Raw genomic sequence first — 25,413 nt, 5'->3', positions numbered from 1 at the left:
AAGGCTAGAAGCTTTTCTAATTCTTCAAATCCTTAATTACTTTGAAAGCCACATCTACTTGTTCTTCACTTACTAAAATTGTGAATTCATTAGAAGTCGAAATTACTTCGTTTATGATGATTCCTTCCCAAGCCAAACGCTGGAAAATAAAATAGTAAATCCCAGGAACAACGATGTTTTCTTTCGGTAATTTCACGGTAATCGAAGCCAGATTATCCAGTTTTTGAATTAATTTCTCAGAAGCAAAATGCTTGTCAACCAAATTGTTGATGCTGTTGCTGACCACAATATTTGTTTCATTCACACCTCTAGACGAAGTGTAAAAAATATCCGGCAGCGTATTAATATCGGTAATTAAATCTGCTTGTTTATTTAAAACAGTGTCAGAAGCAGCAAAAGTATAATCCGTCAAAGCAGAACGAACGGTAATTTCTCCAATGTTTTTAATTACTTTATTGATCTTGTGATTCAGTCTGAAATCCAGTTCTTCAGTGAGTCTTTTTAAAGCCATAACCACTGCGCCTTGTTTTACTTCCTTGCCAAATTCACTTTCTAATTCAGTCATTATATTCCGGGATAATGAGGTCAGATTAATGATCCCTAATGATAATGCATTCAACAAAAATGGCTTTGTTTTGATGTAGTTCTCTACAATGGAAGAAACAGTTTTCATAATTCAATTTTTTTAGTGGTTGTAAATATACGGGTAGTCAGTGTGTACATATAAGGCAAATGTAAATAAAAAAAACAATTTGTTACAATTATAACATTAAAAAAACGAATTAAAAATGATAAAACGCATCGATAAGATGCTCAATGACATAAGATTTGCCTTCTTTATGTATTGCAATAATGTCAAAACGGACATCTATATCTAAATTTCTTTTGTTGACAAAGGCATGAACGGCCTTTACAAGGAGCTGGATTTTTTTTGGTTTTACAAAATCTTGTGGTAAGCCAAATTCTAATGAGGAACGCGTTTTGACTTCAACAACAGCAAGTGTGTTTCCTTTTTGGGCGAGAATATCTATTTCGGCTTTTTGGAAGGTCCAATTGGTTTGCAAAATCGTGTAGCCGTCTTTCCGTAGAAATTCGACTGCCATTTCTTCTCCTAGTTTTCCAAGTTCATTATGTGCAGCCATAAAAAAATTTTCAGTTAATAAACCTGTGAAATTAATTCCTACAATTCAGAATGGTAATTTATAACCAAAAACCCAAAATGATATGTAATATTACAAACAATTATCCTGAGTCTATTTCCGTTTAGTTTCTCCCTCCTTCGGAGGGGAGCCGGAGGGAGGATTTCTTTATTCAAAAACCAGTGTGCTGCTTTTCTCGCTGACATTGATCGTTACAGTATTGCCTAAAATTAAGGCTCTGTTATCTTGTATGTGTCCCGCCGGGAAATTATACAAAATAGGAATAGAGTATTTTTTGGTTACATCCTCGATAATTTCGATGGCATTTTTCCCCCACGGAATATCATTATCCTTCATCTTTGTCATCGAACCTACCACAATTCCCTTGACGCTTTCCAGGCAACCATTTCGTTTTAAATTCATCATCATGCGGTCAATGTGATACAAATATTCGTCTAAATCTTCTAGAAACAAGATTTTATCGGAACAATCAATCGCGGAGGGTGAACCCAACAAACTGTATAGAATGGATAAATTCCCACCCACTAATTCTCCGGTAGCTTTCCCGGGTCTATTCATTACAAAAGGCGTTATGTTGTAGGATAGTTTTTCACCAAATAAAGCAGTCCGCATAGTTTTTATAGCTTCAGGAGTGGCTCTTGGAGCGGTTATCGGCATGATTCCGTGAATGGATTTGAAACCCATAGTGTTCAAATGATTGTGTAAAACAGTCACATCACTAAAGCCAATAATCCATTTCGGATTTTTTCTGAACGCAGTAAAATCTAACAAATCAATCATACGCACGGTTCCGTATCCGCCTTTTACGCACCAAATGGCTTTGATGTTTGGATTGTCCAGTTGCTGCTGAAAATCAGTTGCTCGCTGTTCGTCAGTCCCGGCTAATTGGTTGTTGTCTAAACCTATTGTGCTGCCTATGACCACTTCCAGGCCCCAACTGTGCAGTAAATCAATAGCGGGTTTCAGGTTATCATCTGTGTTTTTTCGGGCTGTTGCCAAAATAGCTACGGTATCTCCTTTTTGTAAACTAGGGGGTGTAATCATATTGTATTGGGCTTGACTGTTGAAAGATTGTAACACAAAAATAAGCAATAGCAATTGATATAAAATAGAATAACGGGATGTAAAAGTAAATTGATTTTGATTCATGCGGTATTGCTTTTCTGAGAAATTCTAATGATAAAGGCGTTAAATGACAAAAACAAAGATAGACATTTAGAAAATAATTCTAAGTTCACACTCAAATGACTATTTTTACAATAACCAGATTCTAAAAGGGATCTCAGCAACAGCGGTAAATAAATGATATTTATGAGAATTACGTACTGGATTCCTATTCTTTTTTTATTCTTTCCAATTGCAAAATCTACTGCGCAACCAAAAAAATATGTTATTCATACCGTTGCGTTTTATAATTTTGAAAATCTTTTTGACACCATAAACGATCCGGATACTTTTGACGAAGAGTGGACTCCAAAAGGGTTGCAACGGTGGAATTATGGGAAGTACCAAAAAAAATTAGGAAACTTAGCCCGAGTGTTAGCTGAAATTGGTTCAGCTGAAAACACGGATTCGCCCACATTTATTGGCGGTTGTGAAATAGAAAACAGAGGCGTTTTAGAAGATTTAGTAAAACAGCCCAAACTTATTGATAAAGACTACGGAATCATCCATTTTGATTCACCAGACAAAAGAGGAATTGACGTGGCGCTGTTGTATCAAAAAAAGAAATTTCAGCCCACGAGTTATAGTAACATTCCGTTGTACATTTATAAAGAAGGAACCACCACAAACGAAAATTCTAAAGCCAATTCCGAAGAAAAAACAGATGACGAATTGCAAATAAGCACCAAAAATTATCGGGTTTACACACGAGATCAGCTATTGGTAACCGGATTTCTGGACGGAGAGGAAATCAATATTATAGTCAATCACTGGCCGTCGCGTTCTGGCGGCGAGAAAAAATCAAGTCCGTTCCGGGAAGCCGCTGGAGCATTAAACCGAAAAATAATCGATTCTTTGCAACGCATAAATTCAGAAGCAAAAGTGATTACTTTAGGTGATTTAAATGACGGACCATATAATAAAAGTGTCAAATTTGGGCTTGGCGCCAAAGCAAAAAAAGCAGATGTGCTACCGTTTGGGATTTATAATCCCTTCGAGGAAATGGCCAAGAAAGGATTTGGAACCATTGCATTTCGTGATGCATGGGATGTTTTTGACCAAATAATGGTTTCCGAAACCTTACTGCAATCAGACTATTCTAGCTTTCGGTATTGGAAAGCCGGAATTTACAACAAATCTTTTTTGATACAAACCAGCGGACAATACAAAGGGTATCCGTTGCGGCATTCCCCCACCGAAATAGGATTTAGCGACCATTTTCCCGTGTATATTTATTTGATTAAAGAAAAACGGAACTAAAGTGCTTGTGCTTTTAAAGAGAATTAATAGGTTCTATCATTTAAAATCTTAGTACCTTGGTACCTTAAAAACTTTGACCTTCAGAAAAAATGGCAATTGCAAAACCTTTCAACCTCAATAAATGGATTGACGAAAACCGTCATCTGCTGAAACCACCCGTTGGCAATAAAAATTTATACACGGAATCCGGTGATTATATCGTCATGGTTGTTGCCGGCCCAAATGCCAGAAAAGACTATCATTACAACGAAACTGAAGAATTGTTTTACCAGCTTGAAGGCTCCATCAAAGTGATTATTCAAGAAGATGGGGAACGCAAAGAAATGGAATTACATGCGGGTGATATGTATCTTCATCCTGCTAAAATCCCCCATTCTCCAGTGCGTTCCGAGGGTTCTATAGGACTTGTCATCGAAAGAAAAAGAGCTGGAAAAGGATTCACGGACGGATTACTTTGGTTTTGTGATACTTGTAATCATAAGCTGCACGAAGTCTACTTTGAACTTCATAATATCGAGAAAGATTTCCTGCCTCATTTTGAACAGTTCTATACTTCTACAAAGATGCGAACCTGTGAAAAATGTGGAACCATAATGGAAACCGACACCAGATTTGTAGCCAAAAAATAATTTTAAGTCGCTGCTTAGCATCAGTTCGCTTCCTTCATGTCCCAATATTTCTGAAAATTATATGTTTTTGGCAGCAAAAAACAAAATATTTTTTAGGATAAGAACAGCTCGTGACTTGTCTGTACTACGGAGGAATTGTTTGTGTTTTTTGGAGCTATTTCCCGCTATTCGTTGCAATCCACGCCCAAAAGCGTGGGATTTCCACTGCTATCGGGGCTAGGGGATTTGGGATTTTCAGTCACAGCAGAACCAAAAGCATAAATATTTTTAACATTATGACTTTTGCATAATGTTAAAAATTCCGCTAATCTCATTTGTATAGACTCTTTTATTTTCATAAAGTTAAGATAGTTTATTTTTTTAAAGATATTTTCTGTTTTATAGATAACAAATCCAGAAAGAGTGGTCTCTTTTATATCTTTGTAACCGTAATTAACAAAGCTTCTACATTATGGCAAAAGGACCCGAAAAAAACACCAAAAATAAGGCGTTGCATACCAAATTGCTCAATCGGAAAAAGACAAAACTTCAAGAAGAAAAAAAAGAAAAAGCCATGCGTTTGAAAGCGTTGGTTACCAAAATGAATCAGAAAAAGCGTAGTGACGAATCTGATGTCAGTTAAATGGTTGCGCTAATCAATCGGTGCTAATCTGTGGCTAAAAAATAACATTTCGATTCTTCACTATTTTGCCCGAAATTTGTAGCACATATTCAAATACAAAACCTATGGAATTCGGTAGAATAATTATTTCAGAAACAGCAATGAACAGTGGAAATCTCCAAGATGTAATTCACTCTAATATATCGGTAATCAACTTAATGCGTGAGGAAGGCGTGAACGATGATTTGATTCATGAAGATGCTATAATGAGTTATTATTTAGACTATTACACGTCGCAATATACCGAAGGAAATTTTGCTCAATTTGTTCACAATTCGGGTTGGGATAAAGAACTAAACGAATTGATCGAAGAAGGTTTGGCTTTGATTGGTGCTGAAAAGCATTTGGAATTGTTTCAACAACAATCCAAAAAAGTGAAATTAATGAGCAGTGTCAAGCTGAATAAATTTCTGAAAGGAAAACTCGAAGGCGTAAATCCTACTCGAGATTTGCTTAACAACGACACTTTTTTCGAAATTGAAGAAAACTTGATTACGTTGAATGCTACTTTCTTAAAAACACACCCAGATTTCGAAGTCCTTTCAGTAGACGACATGTTTGCAACCTTAGAAGAATTTGTGGGTCATGAGATTAAAAGAGCCTAAAGTAAGTCAAAAGTCCAATGTCATAAAGTTTTTAAAGTCCTGTTTTTATTTGTTTTTTTTGAAGTTCTGTTGTCAATGTAAATTAAACATTAGGGCATTTGAATCATACATTAGTATTGGACTTTATGACTTTCGACTTTTGACTAATTTTTTCCCTCATTTCTACCAAACATTTCCCTAAATTTGCTTCCATAATTATAAAAGTTAGCGTTAAAAAAATCAAGCTATGTTACAAATCGCATTTATTAGAGAGAATCAGGAAAAAGTAATCACCGCTTTGGCAAAGAGAAACATCGATGCTACAAGTGTTGTTGAAGAAGTGGTACAACTGGATGAAAAACGTCGCGCTACGCAAGTGGAGCTAGACAGCATTTTGTCCGAATCTAATAAATTATCCAAGGATATTGGCGAATTGATGAAAGCGGGAGAGAAATCTAAAGCCGCAATCTTAAAAGAAAAAACTGTTTTAAATAAAGAGAAAAGCAAGAAATTAGCCGAAACTGCTGATGCACTTGCCGCTGAACTTTTAGAAAAATTATATACCTTACCCAATCTTCCTGCTGATATTGTTCCTATTGGAAAAACACCGGAGGAAAACCTGAACGTTTTTGAAGAAGGGGAAATCCCAGTTTTGCATGAAGGCGCGCAACCACACTGGGAATTGGTAAAAAAATACGACATTATCGATTTTGAATTGGGAGTAAAAATCACAGGCGCAGGATTTCCGGTTTATAAAGGAAAAGGAGCAAAATTACAACGTGCTTTGATCAATTATTTTCTGGACAAAAATACCGCTGCAGGATATAACGAAGTTCAGGTGCCACACATGGTAAACGAAGCATCTGCTTATGGAACGGGACAATTGCCCGACAAAGAAGGGCAAATGTACCATGATAAAACCGATGATTTATACTTAATTCCAACTGCTGAGGTTCCAGTAACGAATTTGTTTCGGGATGTAATTTTAAACGAAAGTGAATTACCGGTTTTGACTACGGCTTACACGCCTTGTTTTCGTCGTGAAGCAGGTTCTTATGGTGCGCACGTACGTGGATTGAACCGTTTACATCAATTTGACAAAGTCGAGATTGTTCGTGTAGAGCATCCCGATAAATCGTATGAAGCCTTGGACGGAATGGTGGAGCATGTAAAAAGTATTTTGCAGGAATTGAAATTACCCTACAGAATATTGCGTCTTTGTGGCGGCGATATGGGATTCACAGCAGCGTTAACCTATGATTTCGAAGTGTTTTCTACTGCACAAGACCGTTGGTTAGAAATCAGTTCGGTTTCTAATTTTGAGACTTTTCAAGCAAATCGGTTGAAATTACGTTTTAGAGATAAAGATGGAAAAAATCAATTAGCACACACCTTAAACGGAAGTTCATTGGCTTTGCCAAGAGTTTTGGCAGCACTTTTAGAAAATTACCAAACTCCGGAAGGAATCGTAATTCCTGAGGTTTTGCGTGCGTATTGCGGATTTGATAGTATCAATTAGTTAAAACACTACTGAAAAATATTTTGTTGATGAAAAAGATTACGGTGTTCTGTGGCTCCAGTTTTGGGAATGAAAAAAATTATGAGGTTCAAGCGATAGTACTGGGACAGGTAATGGCTAAGAAGAACATTGATTTGGTTTACGGTGGCGCAAAAGTTGGTTTAATGGGTGCGGTTGCTGACGGTGTTTTGAGTGAAAACGGAAAAGTATTTGGTGTTTTACCCCGTTTTTTGATGTCTAAGGAAGTGGCTCACGATAATTTGACCGAGTTAATCATTGTGGAAAGTATGCACGAAAGAAAAACCAGAATGAATGAATTAAGCGATGGCGTAATTGCATTGCCTGGTGGATTTGGAACTTTAGAGGAGTTTTTCGAAATGCTCACGTGGGGGCAACTCGGACTTCATAAGAAACCCATTGGGATTTTAAACGTTGATGGATTTTATGATTTATTATTGCAATTCATCCAAAAAATGGTTGATAACGGTTTTTTAAAAGAAATCAATCAAAAGATGATTTTGGTTAGTGATAATGCGGAAGAATTGCTGAACAAAATGGAAAATTACACCGCACCGGAAGTTGGAAAATGGATTAAAAAAGGAAATGAATAAAGACACGAATATGTATTCCAAGACCTAATCTGAATTAGAAAAACAGATAAAAAATGAAAAAAATCGTTCTCTTAATACACCTGTTTTTATCGTTATTTGCTTTCGCCCAAAACGAACAATTGGCACAGTATTATTATGATAAAGGCGATTTTGAAAAAGCCAAAATCAGTTATGAAGAATTACTGCAAGAGATTCCATTAAACTCTCAGTATTTTTTAAGAATAATCGATTGTTCACAGCAATTGCAAGAGTTTGAAAGTGCCGAAAAAGCCATTCAAGAACGACTTGACAAGTACAATCAAGGAAATCTTCTGGTAGAATTAGGATATAATTTTCAGTTGCAAAAAAATGATGATAAAGCCAAGATGTACTACGATCAGGCATTAGACCGCATCAGAAAAAATCCAAATCAAGTGTACGGAATTTCAAACACTTTTGAGCGAAAAGTGCTACTCGAATACGCGCTGAAATCCTACCAAATCGCAGTAGAATTAGAGCCTAATTTTAATTTCAATTATCAAATAGGATTGCTTTACGGTCAATTGTCTAATATAGAAATGATGATTTCCACTTTTCTGGATGAAGCGTTTGCTAATCCTCAAAACTCCATTCGAATCCAAAATCAACTGGTTCGTTTTATGGCTGATGAAGGCGATGCAAATTTCAATGAATTGTTGCGTAAAGCTTTAATTGTAAGGACGCAGAAAAATCAAGACATTTTTTGGAACCATTATCTGAGTTGGTTTTATGTGCAGGAAAAGGAATTTGGGAAAGCATTTATTCAGCAAAAAGCCATTTATAAACGCAATCCAGAATCGCTTGCTACGATTGTAAATTTAGGGCAACTGGCAATTGACGAGGAAAATGAGGAAGCGGCAAAGGAAATTTTAGGGTTTGTATTGCAAAACACACTAGATTTAGAATTGCTGATCCAAGCGAATTCGTATTTGATTGCGATGAAAATTGAAAAAGCAACCGAAAAAGACTTTGCCGTTATCAGCAAAGAATTAGACGGTTTGGTGAAACAATTTGAAATAAGTCCTTTTACCTTATCTTTGCAGCTGATTCAGGCACATTTCACGGCATTTAAGTTAAAAAAACCGGAGGAAGGAAAGGCAATAATCAAGAGAGCGCTGGAATTGCAATTGAATGATTATCAGGTGGCTGATGCCAAAATGGAACTGGCAGATATTTTGTTGTACGAAGAAAAATTCAATCAGGCGTTGATTTATTATTCCCAGATTGAATTGGACTTGAAGAATGATGTAATGGCGCATGAAGCCAGTTTGAAAGCCGCAAAAACGAGTTATTTTAAAGCTGATTTTGCTTGGGCGTTGAAACAATTTAAGGAATTGAAATCAGCCAATACACAGTTGATTGCGAATGATGCTTTGGAATATTTTCTGTTAATCAATGACAATACCGTCGTTGATTCGACACAAACGGCTTTGAAACAATTTGCCAAAGGAGATTATCTGTTGTATCAAAATAGGAATCAGGAAGCGATAACGCAGTTTCTATCGATTTTAAAAAATCATAAAGGTCAGCAAATAGAAGCCGTGACGTTGTTGCGTTTGGGAAATATTTACGAAGAAACGGGCGATTTTACTTTGGCTTTAAGCCAATACCAAACGATTATGGATCAGTATAGCGATGGGATTTACATAGACGAAGCGCTGTATTTTTCGGCAGAGATATATAAAAAACAACTGCTATTGCCTGATAAAGCGAAACCTTTGTATGAGAAGATTATTTTTAATCATCAGGACAGTATTTATTTTGTGGAAGCCAGAAAGAAATTCAGGCAGTTGAGGGGAGATACTAATTTATAAGTAAATGTTTAATCGGTTAAATGTTTAACCGATTAACCGAAAAAACAATTAACCAGTTAAACAAAAAAAATGATACTATACAACGTCACTACAAACATACACGAAAGCGTTCACGATCAATGGATGATCTGGATGCAACACAAACACATTCCAGAAATTCTGGCTACAGGAAAATTCTCTTCGGCAAGAATGGTACGGGTTTTAATTGAAGAAGAAATGGGCGGAGTTACCTATTCCGTTCAATATGTGACGGACAGCAAAGACACTTTGGAGAAATATTATTTGGAGGACGCACCGGCTTTTCGTGAAGAAGGAGCGAAGCTGTTTGGGGACAAAATGCTGGCGTTTAGAACAGAATTAGAATTGATTGCGGATTATTAGAGTCCTTGCGAGGAACGAAGCAATCCTATTCAGATTGTCGTTTTGAATCACAATCTTCAAGTCGCAATTTGCGACCTCCAATTATAAAAAACATAAAAATTTCATTTTACGAGCGATAAAATTTCAATAATTCCAGATGACATTGTTATCAATAAAATTTATTTCATCAGAAACCAAAAAGTAATGCTGGATCGTGATTTGGCAATACTTTACGGGGTTGAAACAAGGGTTTTAAAGCAAGCTGCGCGAAGAAATTTGAATAGATTTCCAGAAGATTTTATGTTTGAATTATCTAAAGTAGAATTGGAGAATTGGAGGTCACAAATTGTGATCTCCAATTCTGAAAAGATGGGTTTGCGATATGCTCCGATGGCTTTTACAGAACACGGCGTATTAATGTTATCGAGTGTTTTGAATAGTGAAAAAGCAATTCAAACCAATATTCAGATAATGCGGATATTTACAAAAACGAGGCAAATGCTCTCCGATAATTCGGATTTACGTATTGATTTTGAAACAATGAAAAAGAAAATTGAAAATCAGGAAAAAAACATAGAACTCGTTTTTCAATATGTAGATGAACTTATGGAAAAGAAAGAAATCATTCCAGAACGAGGAAAAATAGGATATAAGAAGTAGTTGCAATATTGATTTTGCGATAGTTTTCTGGATATTTAATACAATACAGTGGTGCCTTAGGGGCAAAATAAACCTAACAATAAAGTGAGATTGCTTCGTGCCTCGCAAAGACAAACATGGAAAAAGTAAAAGCAAAAAAACACCTCGGACAACACTTCCTGAAAGACGAAAGTATTGCCAAAGACATTGCAGATACATTGAACTTAGAAGGGTATGATGATGTACTGGAGATAGGTCCTGGAATGGGCGTTTTGACAAAATATTTATTGGATAAACCAATGAACACCTACGTTATTGAAATCGATGCGGAATCAGTGACGTATTTAGATGAAAATTATCCAAAATTAAAGGATAGAATCATTTCTAAAGATTTCCTGAAATACAACATCAATGAAATTTTCGAAGGGAAACAATTCGCAATTATTGGAAATTTCCCGTATAATATTTCGACACAAATTGTGTTTAGAGCATTGGAATATCGCGATCAGATTCCAGAATTTGCCGGAATGTTCCAGAAAGAAGTGGCACAACGCATTTGTGAAAAAAAAGGAACAAAAGCGTATGGAATCCTGTCAGTTTTGGTACAGGCTTTTTATGATGCCGAGTATTTATTTACGGTAGACGAACATGTTTTTATTCCGCCGCCAAAAGTAAAATCAGGAGTTTTGCGTTTGCGCAGAAAAAAAGATTACAGCTTGCCTTGTGGTGAAAAATTGTTTTTTACGGTAGTGAAAACGGCTTTTCAACAACGACGTAAAACGTTACGCAATAGTTTAAAAACCTTAAATTTGTCGGATAGTTTGAGAGAAGATGAAATTTTCAACCTTCGACCAGAACAATTAAATGTAGCACAGTTTATAGCACTCACCCAAAAAATAGAAGCCGATGGAGTTTAAAATCAGCAAAGGATTAATTCAGGAATTAGAGCAACTCATTCAAAACAAAAACGACCAGCAACTGGAAGTATTATTGAATGATATGCACCATGCTGATATTGCTGAAATCCTCGATGAGCTTGATTTTAATGAAGCGACCTATATTTTTAAAGTATTAGACAGTGAAAAAACTGCCGAAATTCTTCTGGAACTAGAAGATGATTTACGAGAAAATATATTAAGCAGGCTTTCGCCAAAAGAAATTGCAGAAGAGTTAGATGAGCTGGAAACCAATGATGCAGCTGATATTATAGCGGAGCTTTCACAAAATTTGAAAGCCGAAGTAATATCAGAACTTCAGGATGTAGAACATGCCAAAGATATTGTTGACTTATTGCGCTATGACGAAGATACCGCCGGTGGAATCATGCACAAGGAATTGGTAAAAGTCAATGAAAATTGGAATGTGCTTACTTGTGTCAAAGAAATGCGCATTCAGGCCGAAAATATCTCCAGAGTCCATTCGATTTATGTGGTGGATGATGAAGACCGATTGAAAGGGCGTTTATCCCTCAAGGATTTATTGACCACTTCTTCCAGAACCCCAATTAATGATGTGTACATCCGGAAATTAAACTCCGTAAAAGTAGATACAGAAGATGTTGAGGTAGCCCGAATTATGCAGAAATATGATTTAGAAGCTATTCCTGTTGTAGATGAATTAGGAAGGTTAGTGGGCCGAATCACTATTGATGACATTGTGGATGTAATCAAGGATGAAGCCGATCAGGATTACCAGTTGGCTGCAGGTATCTCGCAAGATGTTGAAGCCGATGATAGTATATTCGAACATACAAAAGCGCGGTTGCCTTGGTTAGTTTTGGCTCTTTTAGGCGGTTTTATCTCCGTAAAAGTATTGGGCTTGTTTGAAGGTGCAATGCTGCAACATGGTAATTTATTCTTTTTCACGCCCCTTATCGCTGCGATGGCAGGAAATGTCGGTGTACAATCCTCGGCAATTATCGTACAGGGTTTGGCTAATAATACGTTGAGTGGGTCGCTATTTAATCGATTAGTGAAGGAAGTTTCCCTAAGTTTATTAAATGGATTGATTCTGGCTATAATATTATTTTTAGGAAGTCATTTTCTATTGGATGTTGAAATGATAATTGGCGTTATAATCTGCGTAGCATTAATTTCAGTAATTATTATTGCTTCATTAATAGGGACTTTTATCCCGTTATTGCTGGATAAATTTGGTATTGATCCCGCATTGGCAACCGGTCCGTTTATTACAACCAGTAATGATATTTGTGGCATTTTGATTTATTTTTCGATAGCAAAAATGATTTTAGGGTTTTAGGAAAGTAAGGAACAATGAGAATAGAACAACGAGAGTAGAGAGAATAGAATAAAGAGAATAGAATAGACAAAAAGAGAATAGAGAGGAAATACAACAACAACAAACGAATACATTTATAACTACACAACCAACATTTTTTCCAGACGGCTTGCTTTCTTTTGGAAAGTCCCGAAGCTTCTGGAGAGGAGAGGAAAAACCAAAACCAGCATGAAAGTACATATCATTGGCGGAGGAAACTTAGGAGTTTCTATCGCATTAGGACTATCAAAATTTTCACCAGAAGACCAAGTTACCATAACCCGAAGAAATACCTCCAGTATTCTGTATCTTGAAAAATTAGGAGCAACAGTTTCTACAAATAATATGCATCAGATTCAGGAAGCCGATGTCATTATTTTGACCATCAAACCATACCAAGTAGACACTGTTTTGGCCGAAATTCTTCCCGTAATTTCTAATAAAATCATCGCCTCGGCAGTGAGTGGATTGTCGATAGAAAATCTGCAAAACAAAATCGGTACTGCTAATAGTGCCATCCGAATCATGCCCAATATCGCGGCACAGTTTGGCGCCTCAGCCACCTGTATTGCGTTTCATGAAAAAGACAAAGAGCAGGCACAAGATGTTGTTTCCCTTTTTCAGAGTTTGGGAACCGCTCCTATTATTGACGAAAAATTAATGGATGCTGCAACTGTTTTGGCCGCCAGCGGAACCGCTTTTGCGCTACGCTACATTCGCGCCTCGATGCAAGCCGGAATCGAAATTGGATTTGACTGGCAAACGGCCTTGGCCATCTCGGCACAAACCGTAAAAGGCGCTGCCGAAATGCTACTAGAAGAAAAAGTACACCCGGAACAATTAATAGACCGCGTGACCACGCCGCAAGGTTGCACGATCGCGGGATTGAACGAAATGGAAATGCACGGATTCAGTTCGTCCCTAATCCGAGGTATTAAAACATCCTTGAAACAAATCAAGGGATAAATTTCATTTGGGCGTGCCGCCATTACAAAAAGGGTCCTCTCAGCGTAACTGTTGAGAGGACCCTTTTTTTATTGGCGTCAGGCTATCCGCGCTACTTCGGTAGCTAGCTGCTATCCTTCACGCGAACCCGATTGGTTTTTCTATACATTTTATATCTAAAATCAAAAATCGTTTATCAAAAATCTGCAATCATTTTTATTTTTTTTCAAATGTGGGAAACCGTAATGGGTTGTGTTTTATTTTTGATAGATTTGATAAAGAATTAATTTATATTTTATAAATGAATTAACAACGAACGTCTTAAAAAAGATGTGTAAAGTTGAAAATGTTTAATAGTAATGCAATATGAACTTATGGTAGAAGATGAAAATTTAATAGAATTGATGAAAGATGTGCATACAAAGTATGCTTCAGAAAATCTAATTGCCCTTATTCCAAATAAGTTGGCAAAAAAATACAATGCTTACTGTTCAATGAGAATTGACTTAAAGATGATTCAAGAATATTTAGCACTATTAAATTCAAATTCCAGTATTATTCAGTCGGCTCTAACTTATTCGGTAATTGCTTTATACGGAAAGTGTTTTACAGATGCATCAACAGATTGTAATGCTAAACTTGATAAAAAAGTATATGAAAACAATCAAGATTTTTTAGAAACTCACGATTTCTTGATGGATTTAAGGCATAAATTTATATCTCATCGAGGAAACACGTATAATGAAGTTGGAATTGCTTATTTATTAATTCCAAAAAATGAGCTTTTTTCGGAAGGCAGTATAGAATATATGAATTCAAAACGTAAAGGATTTATTAAATTAGAAATTGATAAGATTAATTTGTTGATAGTTTTTTTAAGTCAATGGTTGGAAAGTCAAACTGAAAAATTTCAACATAGATTAAGAGAGCAATTTTTAAAACAATTTTTGCCTTTCAAAATTGAAAAAGTAATTATCAACGATTTGTTTTAGCATTTACATAGCTTAATCGTAGTTTTTATATGTTTAATAATTAGATTGTTTTAATGCAATTTAATCGTTAATTAATTTTAATCGAAAGTTTATGCTTTCCTAATACACTACATCGTAAGTTGCAAAACACTATATATAACCATACCAAATCCAAAACTTTAATATTAGTAAATCATTTTTAAATTAAATATATACAACATGAAATTCAAAAAAATATTTTTAGCTTTCGCTACGATGCAATTCTTATTAATTATTAGTTGTGGAGAAATCGTAAAACCGATGGACGATCCGAATAACAAAACAGCACTTGCAGAAGTTAAAAAAGAAATGAAAGTAAAAGAAGCCATTATAACTGATGCAAACGTGCTTTATGTAAGTGTGGAAGATGATGGAACAATTCGAAATGGATATGCTCAATATTTATGTCAAATATTAAATGAAAATAAAGCAACTACTAAATGGGTGAAAATTGTAAAAGTTAATTCAATTAACGACCCAAATAGTGACAACGCATACGGAGTTTTATTAGGGGAATCAAATTGTAATTAATAAACGCTCTGCCCTGCTCCGTAAATTTTTCGTTATATAAACTGCGCAAATGTCTCTGACTTTGCGCAATTTTTTTTACTTAAGCTTCGCAAATATTAATATTTGTTTACACAATCAAATAAATCTTATATTTGAAAAAAATAACCATGAAAAAACTACTCCTATTAATCCTTATTTTAATTTCAAGTTATACTGTGAGCGCGCAAAAAGACGAACAAAAACAGCTCCTTAAGCATGTGGTGATGTTTGGTTGGAAACCTGGTACAGATGCAGCAGCAATTGACAAAGTGGTCACTGCTTTTGGGAACTTGGAACATAAAATCAAATTCATAAAAGCGTATGAATGGGGAATCAATAACAGTCCTGAAAACCTGAATAATGGTTTGACCCATTGTTTTGTGTTGGCTTTCACCAGCGAAGCGGACAGAGATGCATATTTAATTCATCCGGATCATAAAGCTTTTGTGGCTGTTTTGAGTCCGGCACCAGATAAAGTTACCGTAGTAGATTATTGGACGAATAAGTAAACAGAAATCTGGTTTAAAAATTTAAATAACAGAGAATAACACTAATAATCAATAAATGAGAAAAGTCCTAGTAGTCCTGATTTTAGCATTCAATCTAAATGCAAATGCCCAAGAAGTAACCGTTGAAAAATCAATTTTTGGCATACAAACCGGATTCGGAGTACACGCAGGAATTTGGTTTAACAATGAAAGTAAGGTGTCTAATAGTATCGCTGTGCGCAGTGAAATCGGTCTTGAAAAAGATTTTACGGTAGGAGATCACTATGATGGAACCGGTTTTATTTTGCAGCCAGTAGTCACTTTAGAACCAAGGTATTACTATAATCTGGAAAAAAGGAATTCAAATGGGAAGCAAATCGCCAATAATAGCGGGAATTATTTTTCCATTAAAACAAGTTACCATCCGGATTGGTTTGTGATTAATCTTGCAGATAACGTTACAAAAACGGCTGATTTAGCAATTGTACCCACTTGGGGTTTGAAGCGTACTATTGGGAATCATTTTACCTATGAAACTGCGGTAGGATTTGGGTATCGAGTGGTTTATTTGAAAGAGAATTCGGTTAACGGTAATGTCCAGAACACAGATGGAGCATACAATAGAAACCAATACATTCCTTTTTTACACCTAGGAATTGGATATACTTTTTAGGGTAAATATGTGTAGACTTGTTACAGGAACCATGAATAAGGTTTTGTTAGCATAAAAAACGGTAAAAAATCAAACATGAATTAGAGCACAATTGTTTTCAGAATGTCTAAAAGCAGTGGTATTTACAATAAATCCAATCGCTATGTAGTACGTATTGATAGCAAAACGGAGTGTGAAATGAACTACAGCAACAACCGGAAAGAATACCGTGTTTTGCCCGGAAAACATACCATAGAAATTGGTGATGGGACTTCTTTTCAAACAGAAGAGATAGTGCTAAAGGCGGGAGAAACGAAAGTACTGAGCATAAATCCTAGTCTTACGTACAATCTTGGATTCGGAATACTGACCGGAATGGTGGTAACCGGTTTGGTTATTCAATTTGCAGTACTTCAAAAATTTTCTCCTGTGATGATTATTCCATTCATGCTTTATTTATTAAAAAAAGAGATTTTAAAAATAGTTTTGCGATAAGTTATTCAAAATAGAAGCTTATTGAACATAAAAAAGCCTCGTTTAATTGCTTAAACGAGGCTTTTTAGGATCACAATATGTTTTATACTAGTGCTGTTTTCTTCTTTTTAGATTGTTTTCTTAAGGTATATTTCAACCAGAAGAAACCCGTCAGACCAGCAACAAAAGAAGCAATCAGAATAGCAATTTTAGAGTATGTAATAACTTCTTCGCCACTTTCTTTGAAAGCAAGAAGGGTAATGAAAATGGACATGGTGAACCCAATTCCACCAAGCATTCCTGCCCCAATTATTTTTTTCCAATTTAAATCTTTGGGCAACGTGCAAATGCCTAAACTCACTCCTAAAAAGGAGAAAAGCCAGATTCCAAGAGGTTTTCCCACCACAAGTCCCAACATGATCCCAATTGTATTAGTATGATTCAATCCTTCTGACCAATCAGAACCAATGGCAATACTGGTATTGGCGATGGCAAAAAGCGGCAGAATCAAAAACGCAACCGGTTTATGTAAAAAATGCTGTAATATATAAGAGGATGTTTTCTTGCCTCCGTCTCCAAATGGAATGACAAAAGCCAATAAGACGCCTGTAATAGTGGCGTGAACACCTGAATTCAGCATAAAATACCACATAGCAGCACCCCCAATTAAATAGGGGATAAGGTTGTGAACCTTTCTTTTGTTCAGGATAAATAAACCACCCATAATGGCAAAAGCAATAAACAGATTAGTAAAAGCAATTGTTTTTGTATAAAAAACAGCAATTACCAAAATAGCCCCTAAGTCGTCAATTACAGCAAGGGCAGTAAGGAATACTTTCAGCGAGGTAGGAACCCGATTTCCTAAAAGCGATAAAACTCCAATTGCAAAGGCAATGTCAGTAGCCATAGGAATACCGGCACCATTTTGTGTGGGAGTTCCAAAATTGAGCAGTAAAAAAATTCCCGCCGGAACAATCATCCCGCCTAAAGCACCAAAAATAGGTAAAGTGGCATTTCTAATACTCGACAATTCTCCTTTGTAGATCTCCCGTTCTAGCTCTAAACCAATCAAAAGAAAGAAGATAGTCATCAGTCCGTCATTGATCCAGTGGGTGATCGAATGGTTGCCGATATTGGTTTCCCAAAAAGCAATATAGTCAGATTGAAAAGGGGAATTAGCAAATAGAAGAGAGAGTATCGTAACTAGGAGTAATAAAAGACCTCCCGCTTTTTCGTTTTCAAAAAAGGCTTTGAATGTTTTTGTTAATCTCATTTGTTGTTTTTCTTTTCCTATAATTAATAGTATGAAGGATGAATAGGAATTCTGCAAATTTAAGCTTTTGAAAGCTAATTTCCGTTCTTAAAAGTATAAACCGTAATTTTTTTGTTAATTTTGACTATCAAAAAATACTATTTTTATGGATATTAAAATTCTGCACCTAGATAGCAATCACTCTTTACTTTGGGATCAATTGCAAAAATCCGGGTTTATCAATCACAGTGATTTTACTTCTTCAAAAGAAGAAATTGAAACTAAAATTCAGGAGTATCAAGGAATTGTGATTCGAAGTCGTTTCAAGATTGACAAAACTTTCTTAGATAAAGCTACTAATTTGCAATTCATCGCTCGCGTTGGAGCCGGACTAGAAAGCATTGATTGCGAGCATGCTGCATCTAAAAACATTACACTTATTGCCGCTCCAGAAGGAAATAGAAACGCTGTTGCTGAACACACCTTGGGTATGATCTTATCCATTTTTAATAAATTGAATCAAGCTGACAGCGAGATACGAGCGGGCCATTGGAACCGGGAAAGCAATCGCGGTCAGGAACTTGATGGTAAAACCGTTGGGATTATCGGGTATGGAAACATGGGAAAATCGTTTGCCAAAAAACTCCGTGGTTTTGATGTCGAAGTCTTGTGTTATGACATTCAAGAAAATGTGGGTGATGCTAATGCGAAGCAGGTTTCCTTAGCAGAATTTCAGCAAAAAGTAGATGTAGTGAGTTTGCATATTCCATGGACTTCCGAAACAAATAAAATGGTGAATGCTGATTTTATCAATGGATTTCTTAAGCCTTTTTGGATTATTAATACCTCTCGAGGCAAGAATATCGTCACTGCTGATTTGGTTACTGCCATGCAATCCGGGAAAATTCTCGGAGCAGGTTTAGATGTTCTGGAATATGAGAAGTTGTCTTTTGAAACGCTTTTTAACGATAAAAATACACCAGCGGCTTTTCAGTATTTGTTGACAGCCAAAAACGCAATTCTGACGCCACATATTGCCGGTTGGACTTTCGAAAGCCATGAACGATTGGCACAAGTAATCGTTGATAAAATAAAAGCAAAGTATCTTAGTTAGGTAAAATTTGTCGTGCCGTAGCAGCGCAATATGGGAATTGGAGTTTCTTCTTTAAAGTAAAAATTCCTAAAACTCGTCGCTTGTTGCGGAGACAGCATTTTGGTTTAAAAACCAATTCGTATCGTTTTACTTTTTGGTGGAAAGACAAAATGGGGAAGGATCGTTTTATCCAATGGAAGCCGTTTATGGATGATACCAATGATTTTGAGCCAAACGAAAAACGGTTCGTGCAAAATTTTATAGTTGATGATTTAGAACGGTTATTGTAAAAAGTATCAGATGAAGGTGTAGTAATTGTGAGTGATATGGAGGTTTGTAACTCTAGAAAATTCGGATGGGTTTTGAATAGTGGAGGAAATAAAACCGAATTTTGAACCAATTGGTAGAGTGTTTCAATAATTTTTATATTTTTAACCATTGAAAAACAATCTAATACAAATTATTTATGCAAAATTTGAAGATTGAAAATTGGAATAATCCGCTGCCAGTTCGTCAAAACAATAAAAAGCTGCCTGCCGGAATTTTAGCGATACTTTTAGGTCCTCTTGCGATTCATAAATTCCTATTGGGGTATACTACTGAAGGGATAATTTGGCTGGTAATTAGTCTTTTTACCTGCGGAACGGTGACATACATTTTAGGTATTATCGAAGGAATAATTTATTTGACAAAATCTGACGAGGAGTTTTACCAAATGTATCAAGTAGGTAAAAAGGCTTGGTTTTAAAACATAAAAAACGCCGGTTTTAGACTATTCCCAAAAAGTCAGACACTATTTGGGGGTATTTTTCTACCACAAATTTTACTAATTGCCCCGAATTAATTTTGTGCTGATTTGTAAAATTTCTAGCAACTAAGTAATAACCATGGTATAATGTCGTATTTTAAAGTCAAGATAAAATTATGTAACAATCTGATTTAAAGTTGTTTTACTTAAAGTTAATTCTTTTGACTTTACGACTTTTAAACTTTCGACTTACTTATTTAATGGGATTCTGAAATTAATCTTCTTTCTCGCTCAGTTTTCGCTCCAGTTCTTTCTGGAATTCTTCCATGACGGGCTTCATCGTACTTTCCGGAATGTCTGCAATCCTGATGTACATCAATCCGTCTACGGCATTGTTAAACAACGGATCCACATTAAATGCGACCACTTTTGCATTTTGTTTAATGTATTTTTTGATTAAAACCGGCAAACGCAAACTTCCCGGTTCCAGCTCGTCGATAATTTTATCAAACTTATTCAAATCCGATTCGGTTTCGTTAAAAATAAAATCCTTATCGGCATCTTTTAATTTTACTTTATACGCTTTTTTGGGATGAATGTATTGCGCAATGTACGGATCATAATAATTGGATTTCATAAATTCAATCATTAGGGATTTAGAAAAATCTGAAAATTGATTACTGATACTCACGCCTCCCAATAAAAATTTATGTTCGGGATAGCGTAAGGTGGTATGCATAATTCCTTTCCAAAGCAAGAAAAGCGGCATTGGTTTTTGTTGGTACTCTTTGATGATAAAAGCGCGTCCCATTTCGATAGATTTGTGCATCATGTCATGCAATTCGGGCTCAAATCTAAACAGATCGTTGAGGTAGAATCCATTGATTCCATACTTCGGATAAATTTCTGAACCTAATCCCATTCGGTACGCACCGGCAATCTTATGGGCTTCATTATCCCATAAAAACAAATGATGATAATATTTATCGTGCTTGTCTAAATCAATAGACTCATTGGTTCCTTCGCCTACTTCCCTAAAAGTGATTTCTCTAAGACGTCCTATTTCGTGTAGGACATTAGGAATTTTAGCGGCTTCAGTAAAGAAAACCTCGTAATTTTTACTTTGCAAAAGGCGGCAATCGCTATTTCTTGCGGCATCAACTTCGGCAATCATTTTTTCACTGTTGGCCGGAGTAACAATCTTCTTTGGACTTTTAGGGATTTTTAAGGTGGGTGTTGGCAAAAAAGGAATTTCTTTCTCAAAAGGATTGGCCAGCATATATGTTTTTTTTCGTAAAAACTCTGAGTATTCTTCTAAAGTCTTGTGCTCATTTTGTTCGCTTACGGAAATTGGTTTACCAATACGTACTTTGATCACACGACGTTTCTGGCTAAAGACTTCCGAAGGCAGTTTTGCCGTTCTAAAAGTGCTGCTTATTTTAGAAAGTAAATAAAATAATCGACTGTTTTTAGCATGAAAATAAATAGGGACCACAGGCACCTGTGCTTTTCTAATTACTTTGATAGCTCCTTCTTCCCACGGCTTATCTACCATTAACTTTCCGTCTTTATAGGTAGATACTTCACCTGCGGGAAACATGCCTAAGGGTTTTCCATCGCTTAAATGACGCAGTGTTTCCTTGATTCCCACCACGCTTGATTTAGCATCCTTATGATTTTCAAAAGGATTCACCGGCATGATGTATTTTTTGAGCGGCTTAATGCGGTGTAAAAGAAAATTAGCTATAATCTTGAAATTGGGCTCTCTCTCCAGCATTAATTTCAATAATAAAACCCCGTCAATTCCTCCCAGTGGATGGTTTGAAATCGTGATGTAAGCTCCTTCTTTTGGTAGGCGTTTTAAATCCTCTTCCGGAATTTCAAATTTTATTTGTAAATCATCTAATATTCCATTCAGGAAATTAACATCTTTCAAATGCTTATTTCTGTCGTACATTTTGTTTAAGGTAGAAATCTTTAGCACCTTCATAAGTATCCATCCTGAAAAGGTACCCAAAACTCCATACTTATCAGCATTTATTGCTTTTGCAACTTCTTTGGCGGTTACTAAACCCATGAATTTTTTTCTTTTAAAGCAAGAAACAAAGATAGCAAAAAACTCCATTTTCTCTATTTTTCTGAGTCAAACTTGTACTTTTTTATTACATTTGAAATCGGTACATACACGCCATAATTTTTTCTGACAGAATCTAAAAATGTATTTCTAATACCATTTGGAAATTATTTATTTCGACAGAAATTCAAATACACACTATATGAGAATTATTTCATACAACGTCAACGGAATCAGAGCCGCCATTTCAAAAGGATTTATCGATTGGTTGCAACAGGCAAATCCGGACATCATTTGCCTACAGGAAATCAAAGCCACTGAAGATCAAATTCCTGTGGAGGCTATTGCAAAGGCAGGGTATCCGTATCAATATTATTATTCAGCCACTAAAAAAGGGTATAGCGGCGTAGCAATTCTTTCAAAGATCAAACCTAATAATGTGGTCCACGGAACCGAAATTCACCACATGGATTTTGAAGGAAGAAATCTTCGGGCTGATTATGATGATTTTTCCGTGATGAGTTTGTACCTGCCATCTGGGACAAATATGGAGCGACTCGACCATAAATTTATGTTTATGGATGATTTTAAGAATTATATTGATGAACTCAAAAAAGAAACGCCAAACTTAATTATCTGTGGTGATTACAACATTTGCCACGAGGCAATTGACATTCATGACCCAATCAGAAATAAGACCGTTTCCGGATTTTTACCCCAAGAAAGAACCTGGCTTGACGGATTTATAAAGTCCGGATTTATCGATAGTTTTCGCCATTTCAACAGTGAACCGCATCAGTATTCCTGGTGGAGTTACCGCGCTGGAGCCAGAGGAAATAACAAAGGGTGGCGCATCGATTATAATTTAGTTGCCGATTCTTTGAAACATAAACTCAAAAGAGCCGTTATTTTATCAGATGCCGTACATTCAGATCATTGCCCGGTCTTGGTAGAATTAGAGTAATCCTCTTTAGCGCAGCCTAGGGAGGAGCTATTTCCCGCTATCCGTTACAATCTTTTCTCTCGTTAAAAAACGAGAGAAAAGGATTTTCACTTCTATCGGGGCTAGGACATCCGAATGGAATTCAAATTTTTGATTTCAAAACAACAATAAAAACGATATAAACACCATTAAAATGATTAAAAAATTTTCCTTAGGATTACTCGTATTGGCACTTTCAACATCCTGCGTGTCGAAAAAAATATACAATGACTTAGAAAACAAGTATGCGGATTCCAAAAAGGAAAACCGAAGTCTAACGGACGAAAATGAAGATTTACTGAAAACTAAAAACCAATTGGATTTAGATCGGACCGCTTTAACTTCTGACTTGAGTGCTTCTAAAGCAGCGCTTGATAAATTGAAAGCAGATTATGCTGCTGCTCAAAACAAACTCGAAGTCCTGCAGGATTCCTATGCCGCTTTAGAGAAAAACAGCGGAGAGGCTTTACAAAGTAATATGAAGAAAAATCGTGATTTACTAGGCCAATTAGATGAGAAAGCAAAAGCGTTGGCAGTAGAACAGGAGCGTTTGAGCAAAAGTGCCCAGCGTTTGCAAGAATTAGAAGATTTGATCGCCGCCAAAGAAGCTAACATGAAAAAACTAAAAGAAACACTCTCTAATGCTTTGAATAGTTTTGAAGGAAAAGGATTGACTGTCGAACAAAAAAATGGAAAAGTATACGTATCCATGGAGAACAAACTGCTCTTCAATTCCGGAAGTTGGTCAGTAGGTTCCGAAGGGAAAAAGGCAGTAGTAGAATTAGGTAAAGTTTTAGGAGACAATCCTGAAATCTCCGTTCTTATTGAAGGACATACGGATGATGATGCTTTTTCAGCTTCTGGACCAATTGCCGATAACTGGGATTTATCAACCAAAAGAGCCACCGCAATCGTAGCGATTTTGAGCGAAAACTCAAAAATCAACAAACAAAGTCTTACCGCCGCCGGAAGAGGAGAGTTCTCCCCGCTAGCCAGCAATGCAACTGCTGATGGAAAAGCGAAGAACCGTAGAATTGAAATCATTCTTACCCCAAGATTAGATGAAATCGCCGAAATGCTGAATGACATCAATTAATTGCCAATATATACTGTTATAAGTTTAGCCATTAAGGAATTAAGAAAATTGTGCGTGAATTCTTAATGAAAATTAATCTCTTAATGGTTTAAAAAAGGAACCTTTTCTTAACCGCTAATTCGCTAATTTTATCTCTTGATTGAGAGGTTTTTATTTGCGAATTCGCGGTTATTCTATTAACATCCTGTAAAGTTTTGTCAATTTTCTGTTAACACTAAATCGTAACCGCAAACTAATTTTATCTTTGTTTTCGAAAATAAAATACAATTTCCTTAAAAATGAAATACACTACACTACCCAATACTGATATAAAAGTCAGCAAAATTTGCCTTGGAACCATGACTTTTGGGCAACAAAACACAGAAGCTGATGGTCACGCACAAATGGATTATGCTTTAGAAAACGGAGTCAATTTCTTTGATACTGCCGAAATGTATTCTATTCCGGGGCGTCAGGAAACCTATGGAAGTACAGAGAAAATCCTTGGAACCTGGTTCAAGAAAACAGGGAAAAGAGAAGAAATTGTTTTGGCCTCCAAAATTGCCGGACCCAATCCTAATTTTGGCTACATGAGAGAAAAATTAGATTTTTCGCCCGCCAGTATCAAGTTTGCATTGGACAGTAGTTTGCAACGCCTGCAAACTGATTATCTGGATGTGTACCAATTGCATTGGCCGGAACGTAAAACCAATTATTTTGGACAACGCGGTTTCAAAGTGCAAGACGATGCTTGGGAAGATAATATTCATAATGTGCTGGAAGCATTAGACGGTTTTGTCAAGGAAGGAAAAATAAATCACATAGGTCTTTCAAATGAAAATCCTTGGGGAATTATGCGTTTTCTGGAGGAAAGCAAATACAATAATCTGCCAAGAATAAAGACGATTCAAAATCCGTATTCGTTATTGAACCGACTTTTTGAAAACGGATCCGCTGAAATTTGCCTGAGAGAAAATGTTGGTTTATTGGCTTATTCTCCAATGGCTTTTGGCGTTTTGTCCGGTAAATTCCTTACTGGCGAAGCGCATCCAAATGCCAGAATCAAATTGTTTCCGCAGTATTCCAGATACAACAGTCCACAATGCATCGAAGCCACGCGGCTATATCAGGAAATCGCTAAGAAAAACGGATTGACCTTGACGGAATTGTCGTTGGCATTTATAGAACAACAGCCGTTTGTAACCAGCACGATTATTGGCGCAACCACATTGGAACAATTAAAAGAAAATATTGATACCATTCAAGTATCACTTTCGGATGAAATCTTAAAAGCGATTGATGAAGTGCAAGCCGTGATTCCGGATCCGGCACCTTAATTTAACAAACCCTGTGAGAGTTCCAAACTCTGACAGGG

At 36.2% G+C, this 25,413-nt stretch carries 28 protein-coding genes; 23 read left to right on the top strand and 5 right to left on the bottom strand.

Features of this window, described 5'->3' with window-relative positions; genetic code table 11:
* Positions 1–16: 16 nt before the first annotated feature.
* The 3 genes from EKM00_RS03405 to EKM00_RS03395 all read right to left on the bottom strand — a co-directional run bounded on the left by EKM00_RS03405 (position 17) and on the right by EKM00_RS03395 (position 2,309).
* Positions 17–673 (bottom strand): aspartate kinase, encoded by a 657-nt coding sequence (locus EKM00_RS03405; protein WP_126451909.1) that lies wholly within the window; start codon positions 671–673, stop codon positions 17–19.
* 109 nt (positions 674–782) lie between these two features.
* On the bottom strand, positions 783–1,142 hold the full coding sequence (locus tag EKM00_RS03400; RefSeq protein ID WP_126451910.1) for a YraN family protein: 360 nt from the start codon (positions 1,140–1,142) through the stop codon (positions 783–785).
* A gap of 165 nt (positions 1,143–1,307) precedes the next feature.
* Entirely contained in the window at positions 1,308–2,309 is a 1,002-nt protein-coding gene (locus tag EKM00_RS03395; RefSeq protein WP_126457871.1) for a S66 peptidase family protein, read from the bottom strand.
* 162 nt (positions 2,310–2,471) lie between these two features.
* On the opposite strand from EKM00_RS03395, the gene EKM00_RS03390 reads away from it, so the two are divergent.
* From EKM00_RS03390 to EKM00_RS03315, 17 genes are all read left to right on the top strand, one after another.
* Complete coding sequence (locus EKM00_RS03390) at positions 2,472–3,584, top strand: endonuclease/exonuclease/phosphatase family protein (RefSeq protein WP_126515241.1); 1,113 nt, start codon at positions 2,472–2,474, stop codon at positions 3,582–3,584.
* Positions 3,585–3,673: 89 nt separating this feature from the next.
* Positions 3,674–4,213, top strand: coding sequence for a 3-hydroxyanthranilate 3,4-dioxygenase (locus tag EKM00_RS03385; protein WP_126451913.1), 540 nt, complete (start codon positions 3,674–3,676; stop codon positions 4,211–4,213).
* A gap of 451 nt (positions 4,214–4,664) precedes the next feature.
* Positions 4,665–4,835 (top strand): hypothetical protein, encoded by a 171-nt coding sequence (locus EKM00_RS14775; RefSeq protein WP_199734592.1) that lies wholly within the window; start codon positions 4,665–4,667, stop codon positions 4,833–4,835.
* A 104-nt stretch (positions 4,836–4,939) separates the two neighbouring features.
* Positions 4,940–5,479: a DMP19 family protein gene (locus EKM00_RS03380; RefSeq protein WP_126451914.1), complete on the top strand. Its 540-nt coding sequence runs from the start codon at positions 4,940–4,942 to the stop codon at positions 5,477–5,479.
* Positions 5,480–5,705: 226 nt separating this feature from the next.
* On the top strand, positions 5,706–6,977 hold the full coding sequence (gene serS / locus EKM00_RS03375) for a serine--tRNA ligase (protein WP_126451915.1): 1,272 nt from the start codon (positions 5,706–5,708) through the stop codon (positions 6,975–6,977).
* 29 nt (positions 6,978–7,006) lie between these two features.
* Positions 7,007–7,588, top strand: a complete 582-nt coding sequence (locus EKM00_RS03370) for a TIGR00730 family Rossman fold protein (RefSeq protein WP_126451916.1) — start codon at positions 7,007–7,009, stop codon at positions 7,586–7,588.
* A gap of 53 nt (positions 7,589–7,641) precedes the next feature.
* The gene (locus EKM00_RS03365; RefSeq protein WP_126515240.1) at positions 7,642–9,420 is read left to right on the top strand and encodes a tetratricopeptide repeat protein; all 1,779 of its coding nucleotides are present in this window, start codon (positions 7,642–7,644) and stop codon (positions 9,418–9,420) included.
* 69 nt (positions 9,421–9,489) lie between these two features.
* Complete coding sequence (locus tag EKM00_RS03360) at positions 9,490–9,801, top strand: DUF4286 family protein (RefSeq protein ID WP_126451918.1); 312 nt, start codon at positions 9,490–9,492, stop codon at positions 9,799–9,801.
* A 183-nt stretch (positions 9,802–9,984) separates the two neighbouring features.
* The gene (locus EKM00_RS03355; protein ID WP_233592230.1) at positions 9,985–10,440 is read left to right on the top strand and encodes an ORF6N domain-containing protein; all 456 of its coding nucleotides are present in this window, start codon (positions 9,985–9,987) and stop codon (positions 10,438–10,440) included.
* A 116-nt stretch (positions 10,441–10,556) separates the two neighbouring features.
* The gene (gene rsmA, locus EKM00_RS03350; protein WP_126451919.1) at positions 10,557–11,336 is read left to right on the top strand and encodes a 16S rRNA (adenine(1518)-N(6)/adenine(1519)-N(6))-dimethyltransferase RsmA; all 780 of its coding nucleotides are present in this window, start codon (positions 10,557–10,559) and stop codon (positions 11,334–11,336) included.
* Positions 11,326–12,678, top strand: coding sequence for a magnesium transporter (gene mgtE / locus EKM00_RS03345; protein WP_126451920.1), 1,353 nt, complete (start codon positions 11,326–11,328; stop codon positions 12,676–12,678). The genes rsmA and mgtE overlap by 11 nt, the downstream gene beginning before the upstream one ends.
* A gap of 207 nt (positions 12,679–12,885) precedes the next feature.
* The gene (gene proC / locus EKM00_RS03340; protein ID WP_126515238.1) at positions 12,886–13,662 is read left to right on the top strand and encodes a pyrroline-5-carboxylate reductase; all 777 of its coding nucleotides are present in this window, start codon (positions 12,886–12,888) and stop codon (positions 13,660–13,662) included.
* Between the two features lie 353 nt (positions 13,663–14,015).
* Positions 14,016–14,633, top strand: a complete 618-nt coding sequence (locus EKM00_RS03335; RefSeq protein WP_126515237.1) for a hypothetical protein — start codon at positions 14,016–14,018, stop codon at positions 14,631–14,633.
* Between the two features lie 198 nt (positions 14,634–14,831).
* A complete protein-coding gene (locus tag EKM00_RS03330; protein ID WP_126515236.1) occupies positions 14,832–15,182 on the top strand; it encodes a hypothetical protein in 351 nt (116 codons plus the stop codon).
* 146 nt (positions 15,183–15,328) lie between these two features.
* On the top strand, positions 15,329–15,709 hold the full coding sequence (locus EKM00_RS03325; protein ID WP_199734590.1) for a Dabb family protein: 381 nt from the start codon (positions 15,329–15,331) through the stop codon (positions 15,707–15,709).
* Positions 15,710–15,764: 55 nt separating this feature from the next.
* Positions 15,765–16,361 (top strand): hypothetical protein, encoded by a 597-nt coding sequence (locus EKM00_RS03320; RefSeq protein ID WP_126515234.1) that lies wholly within the window; start codon positions 15,765–15,767, stop codon positions 16,359–16,361.
* A 102-nt stretch (positions 16,362–16,463) separates the two neighbouring features.
* Positions 16,464–16,835 (top strand): hypothetical protein, encoded by a 372-nt coding sequence (locus tag EKM00_RS03315; protein WP_126515233.1) that lies wholly within the window; start codon positions 16,464–16,466, stop codon positions 16,833–16,835.
* Positions 16,836–16,917: 82 nt separating this feature from the next.
* On the opposite strand, the gene nhaA is transcribed toward EKM00_RS03315, so the two are convergent.
* Positions 16,918–18,087 (bottom strand): Na+/H+ antiporter NhaA, encoded by a 1,170-nt coding sequence (gene nhaA, locus EKM00_RS03310; RefSeq protein ID WP_126515232.1) that lies wholly within the window; start codon positions 18,085–18,087, stop codon positions 16,918–16,920.
* A 145-nt stretch (positions 18,088–18,232) separates the two neighbouring features.
* Here nhaA and EKM00_RS03305 point away from each other — a divergent pair, with 145 nt between their 5' ends.
* The 3 genes from EKM00_RS03305 to EKM00_RS03295 all read left to right on the top strand — a co-directional run bounded on the left by EKM00_RS03305 (position 18,233) and on the right by EKM00_RS03295 (position 19,907).
* The gene (locus EKM00_RS03305) at positions 18,233–19,180 is read left to right on the top strand and encodes a 2-hydroxyacid dehydrogenase (protein ID WP_126515231.1); all 948 of its coding nucleotides are present in this window, start codon (positions 18,233–18,235) and stop codon (positions 19,178–19,180) included.
* 80 nt (positions 19,181–19,260) lie between these two features.
* On the top strand, positions 19,261–19,449 hold the full coding sequence (locus EKM00_RS03300; RefSeq protein WP_126515230.1) for a hypothetical protein: 189 nt from the start codon (positions 19,261–19,263) through the stop codon (positions 19,447–19,449).
* A 176-nt stretch (positions 19,450–19,625) separates the two neighbouring features.
* Positions 19,626–19,907 carry a TM2 domain-containing protein gene (locus EKM00_RS03295; RefSeq protein WP_126515229.1) on the top strand — a complete coding sequence of 94 codons (282 nt, stop codon included), beginning with the start codon at positions 19,626–19,628 and terminating at the stop codon, positions 19,905–19,907.
* A gap of 274 nt (positions 19,908–20,181) precedes the next feature.
* Here EKM00_RS03295 and EKM00_RS03290 read toward each other — a convergent pair whose 3' ends face one another.
* Positions 20,182–21,984, bottom strand: a complete 1,803-nt coding sequence (locus EKM00_RS03290; protein WP_126451930.1) for a GNAT family N-acyltransferase — start codon at positions 21,982–21,984, stop codon at positions 20,182–20,184.
* Positions 21,985–22,183: 199 nt separating this feature from the next.
* Between EKM00_RS03290 and EKM00_RS03285 the strand changes: the two genes are divergently transcribed.
* From EKM00_RS03285 to EKM00_RS03275, 3 genes are all read left to right on the top strand, one after another.
* The gene (locus EKM00_RS03285; protein ID WP_126515228.1) at positions 22,184–22,945 is read left to right on the top strand and encodes an exodeoxyribonuclease III; all 762 of its coding nucleotides are present in this window, start codon (positions 22,184–22,186) and stop codon (positions 22,943–22,945) included.
* Between the two features lie 172 nt (positions 22,946–23,117).
* Complete coding sequence (locus tag EKM00_RS03280) at positions 23,118–24,059, top strand: OmpA/MotB family protein (protein ID WP_126515227.1); 942 nt, start codon at positions 23,118–23,120, stop codon at positions 24,057–24,059.
* Positions 24,060–24,337: 278 nt separating this feature from the next.
* Entirely contained in the window at positions 24,338–25,375 is a 1,038-nt protein-coding gene (locus tag EKM00_RS03275; RefSeq protein ID WP_126451933.1) for an aldo/keto reductase, read from the top strand.
* The last annotated feature ends 38 nt before the right edge of the window (positions 25,376–25,413 follow it).

This window comes from Flavobacterium sp. RSP15, assembly GCF_003968755.1.
Taxonomy (GTDB): Bacteria; Bacteroidota; Bacteroidia; order Flavobacteriales; family Flavobacteriaceae; genus Flavobacterium.
This window is presented reverse-complemented; position numbering and strand designations above follow the sequence as displayed.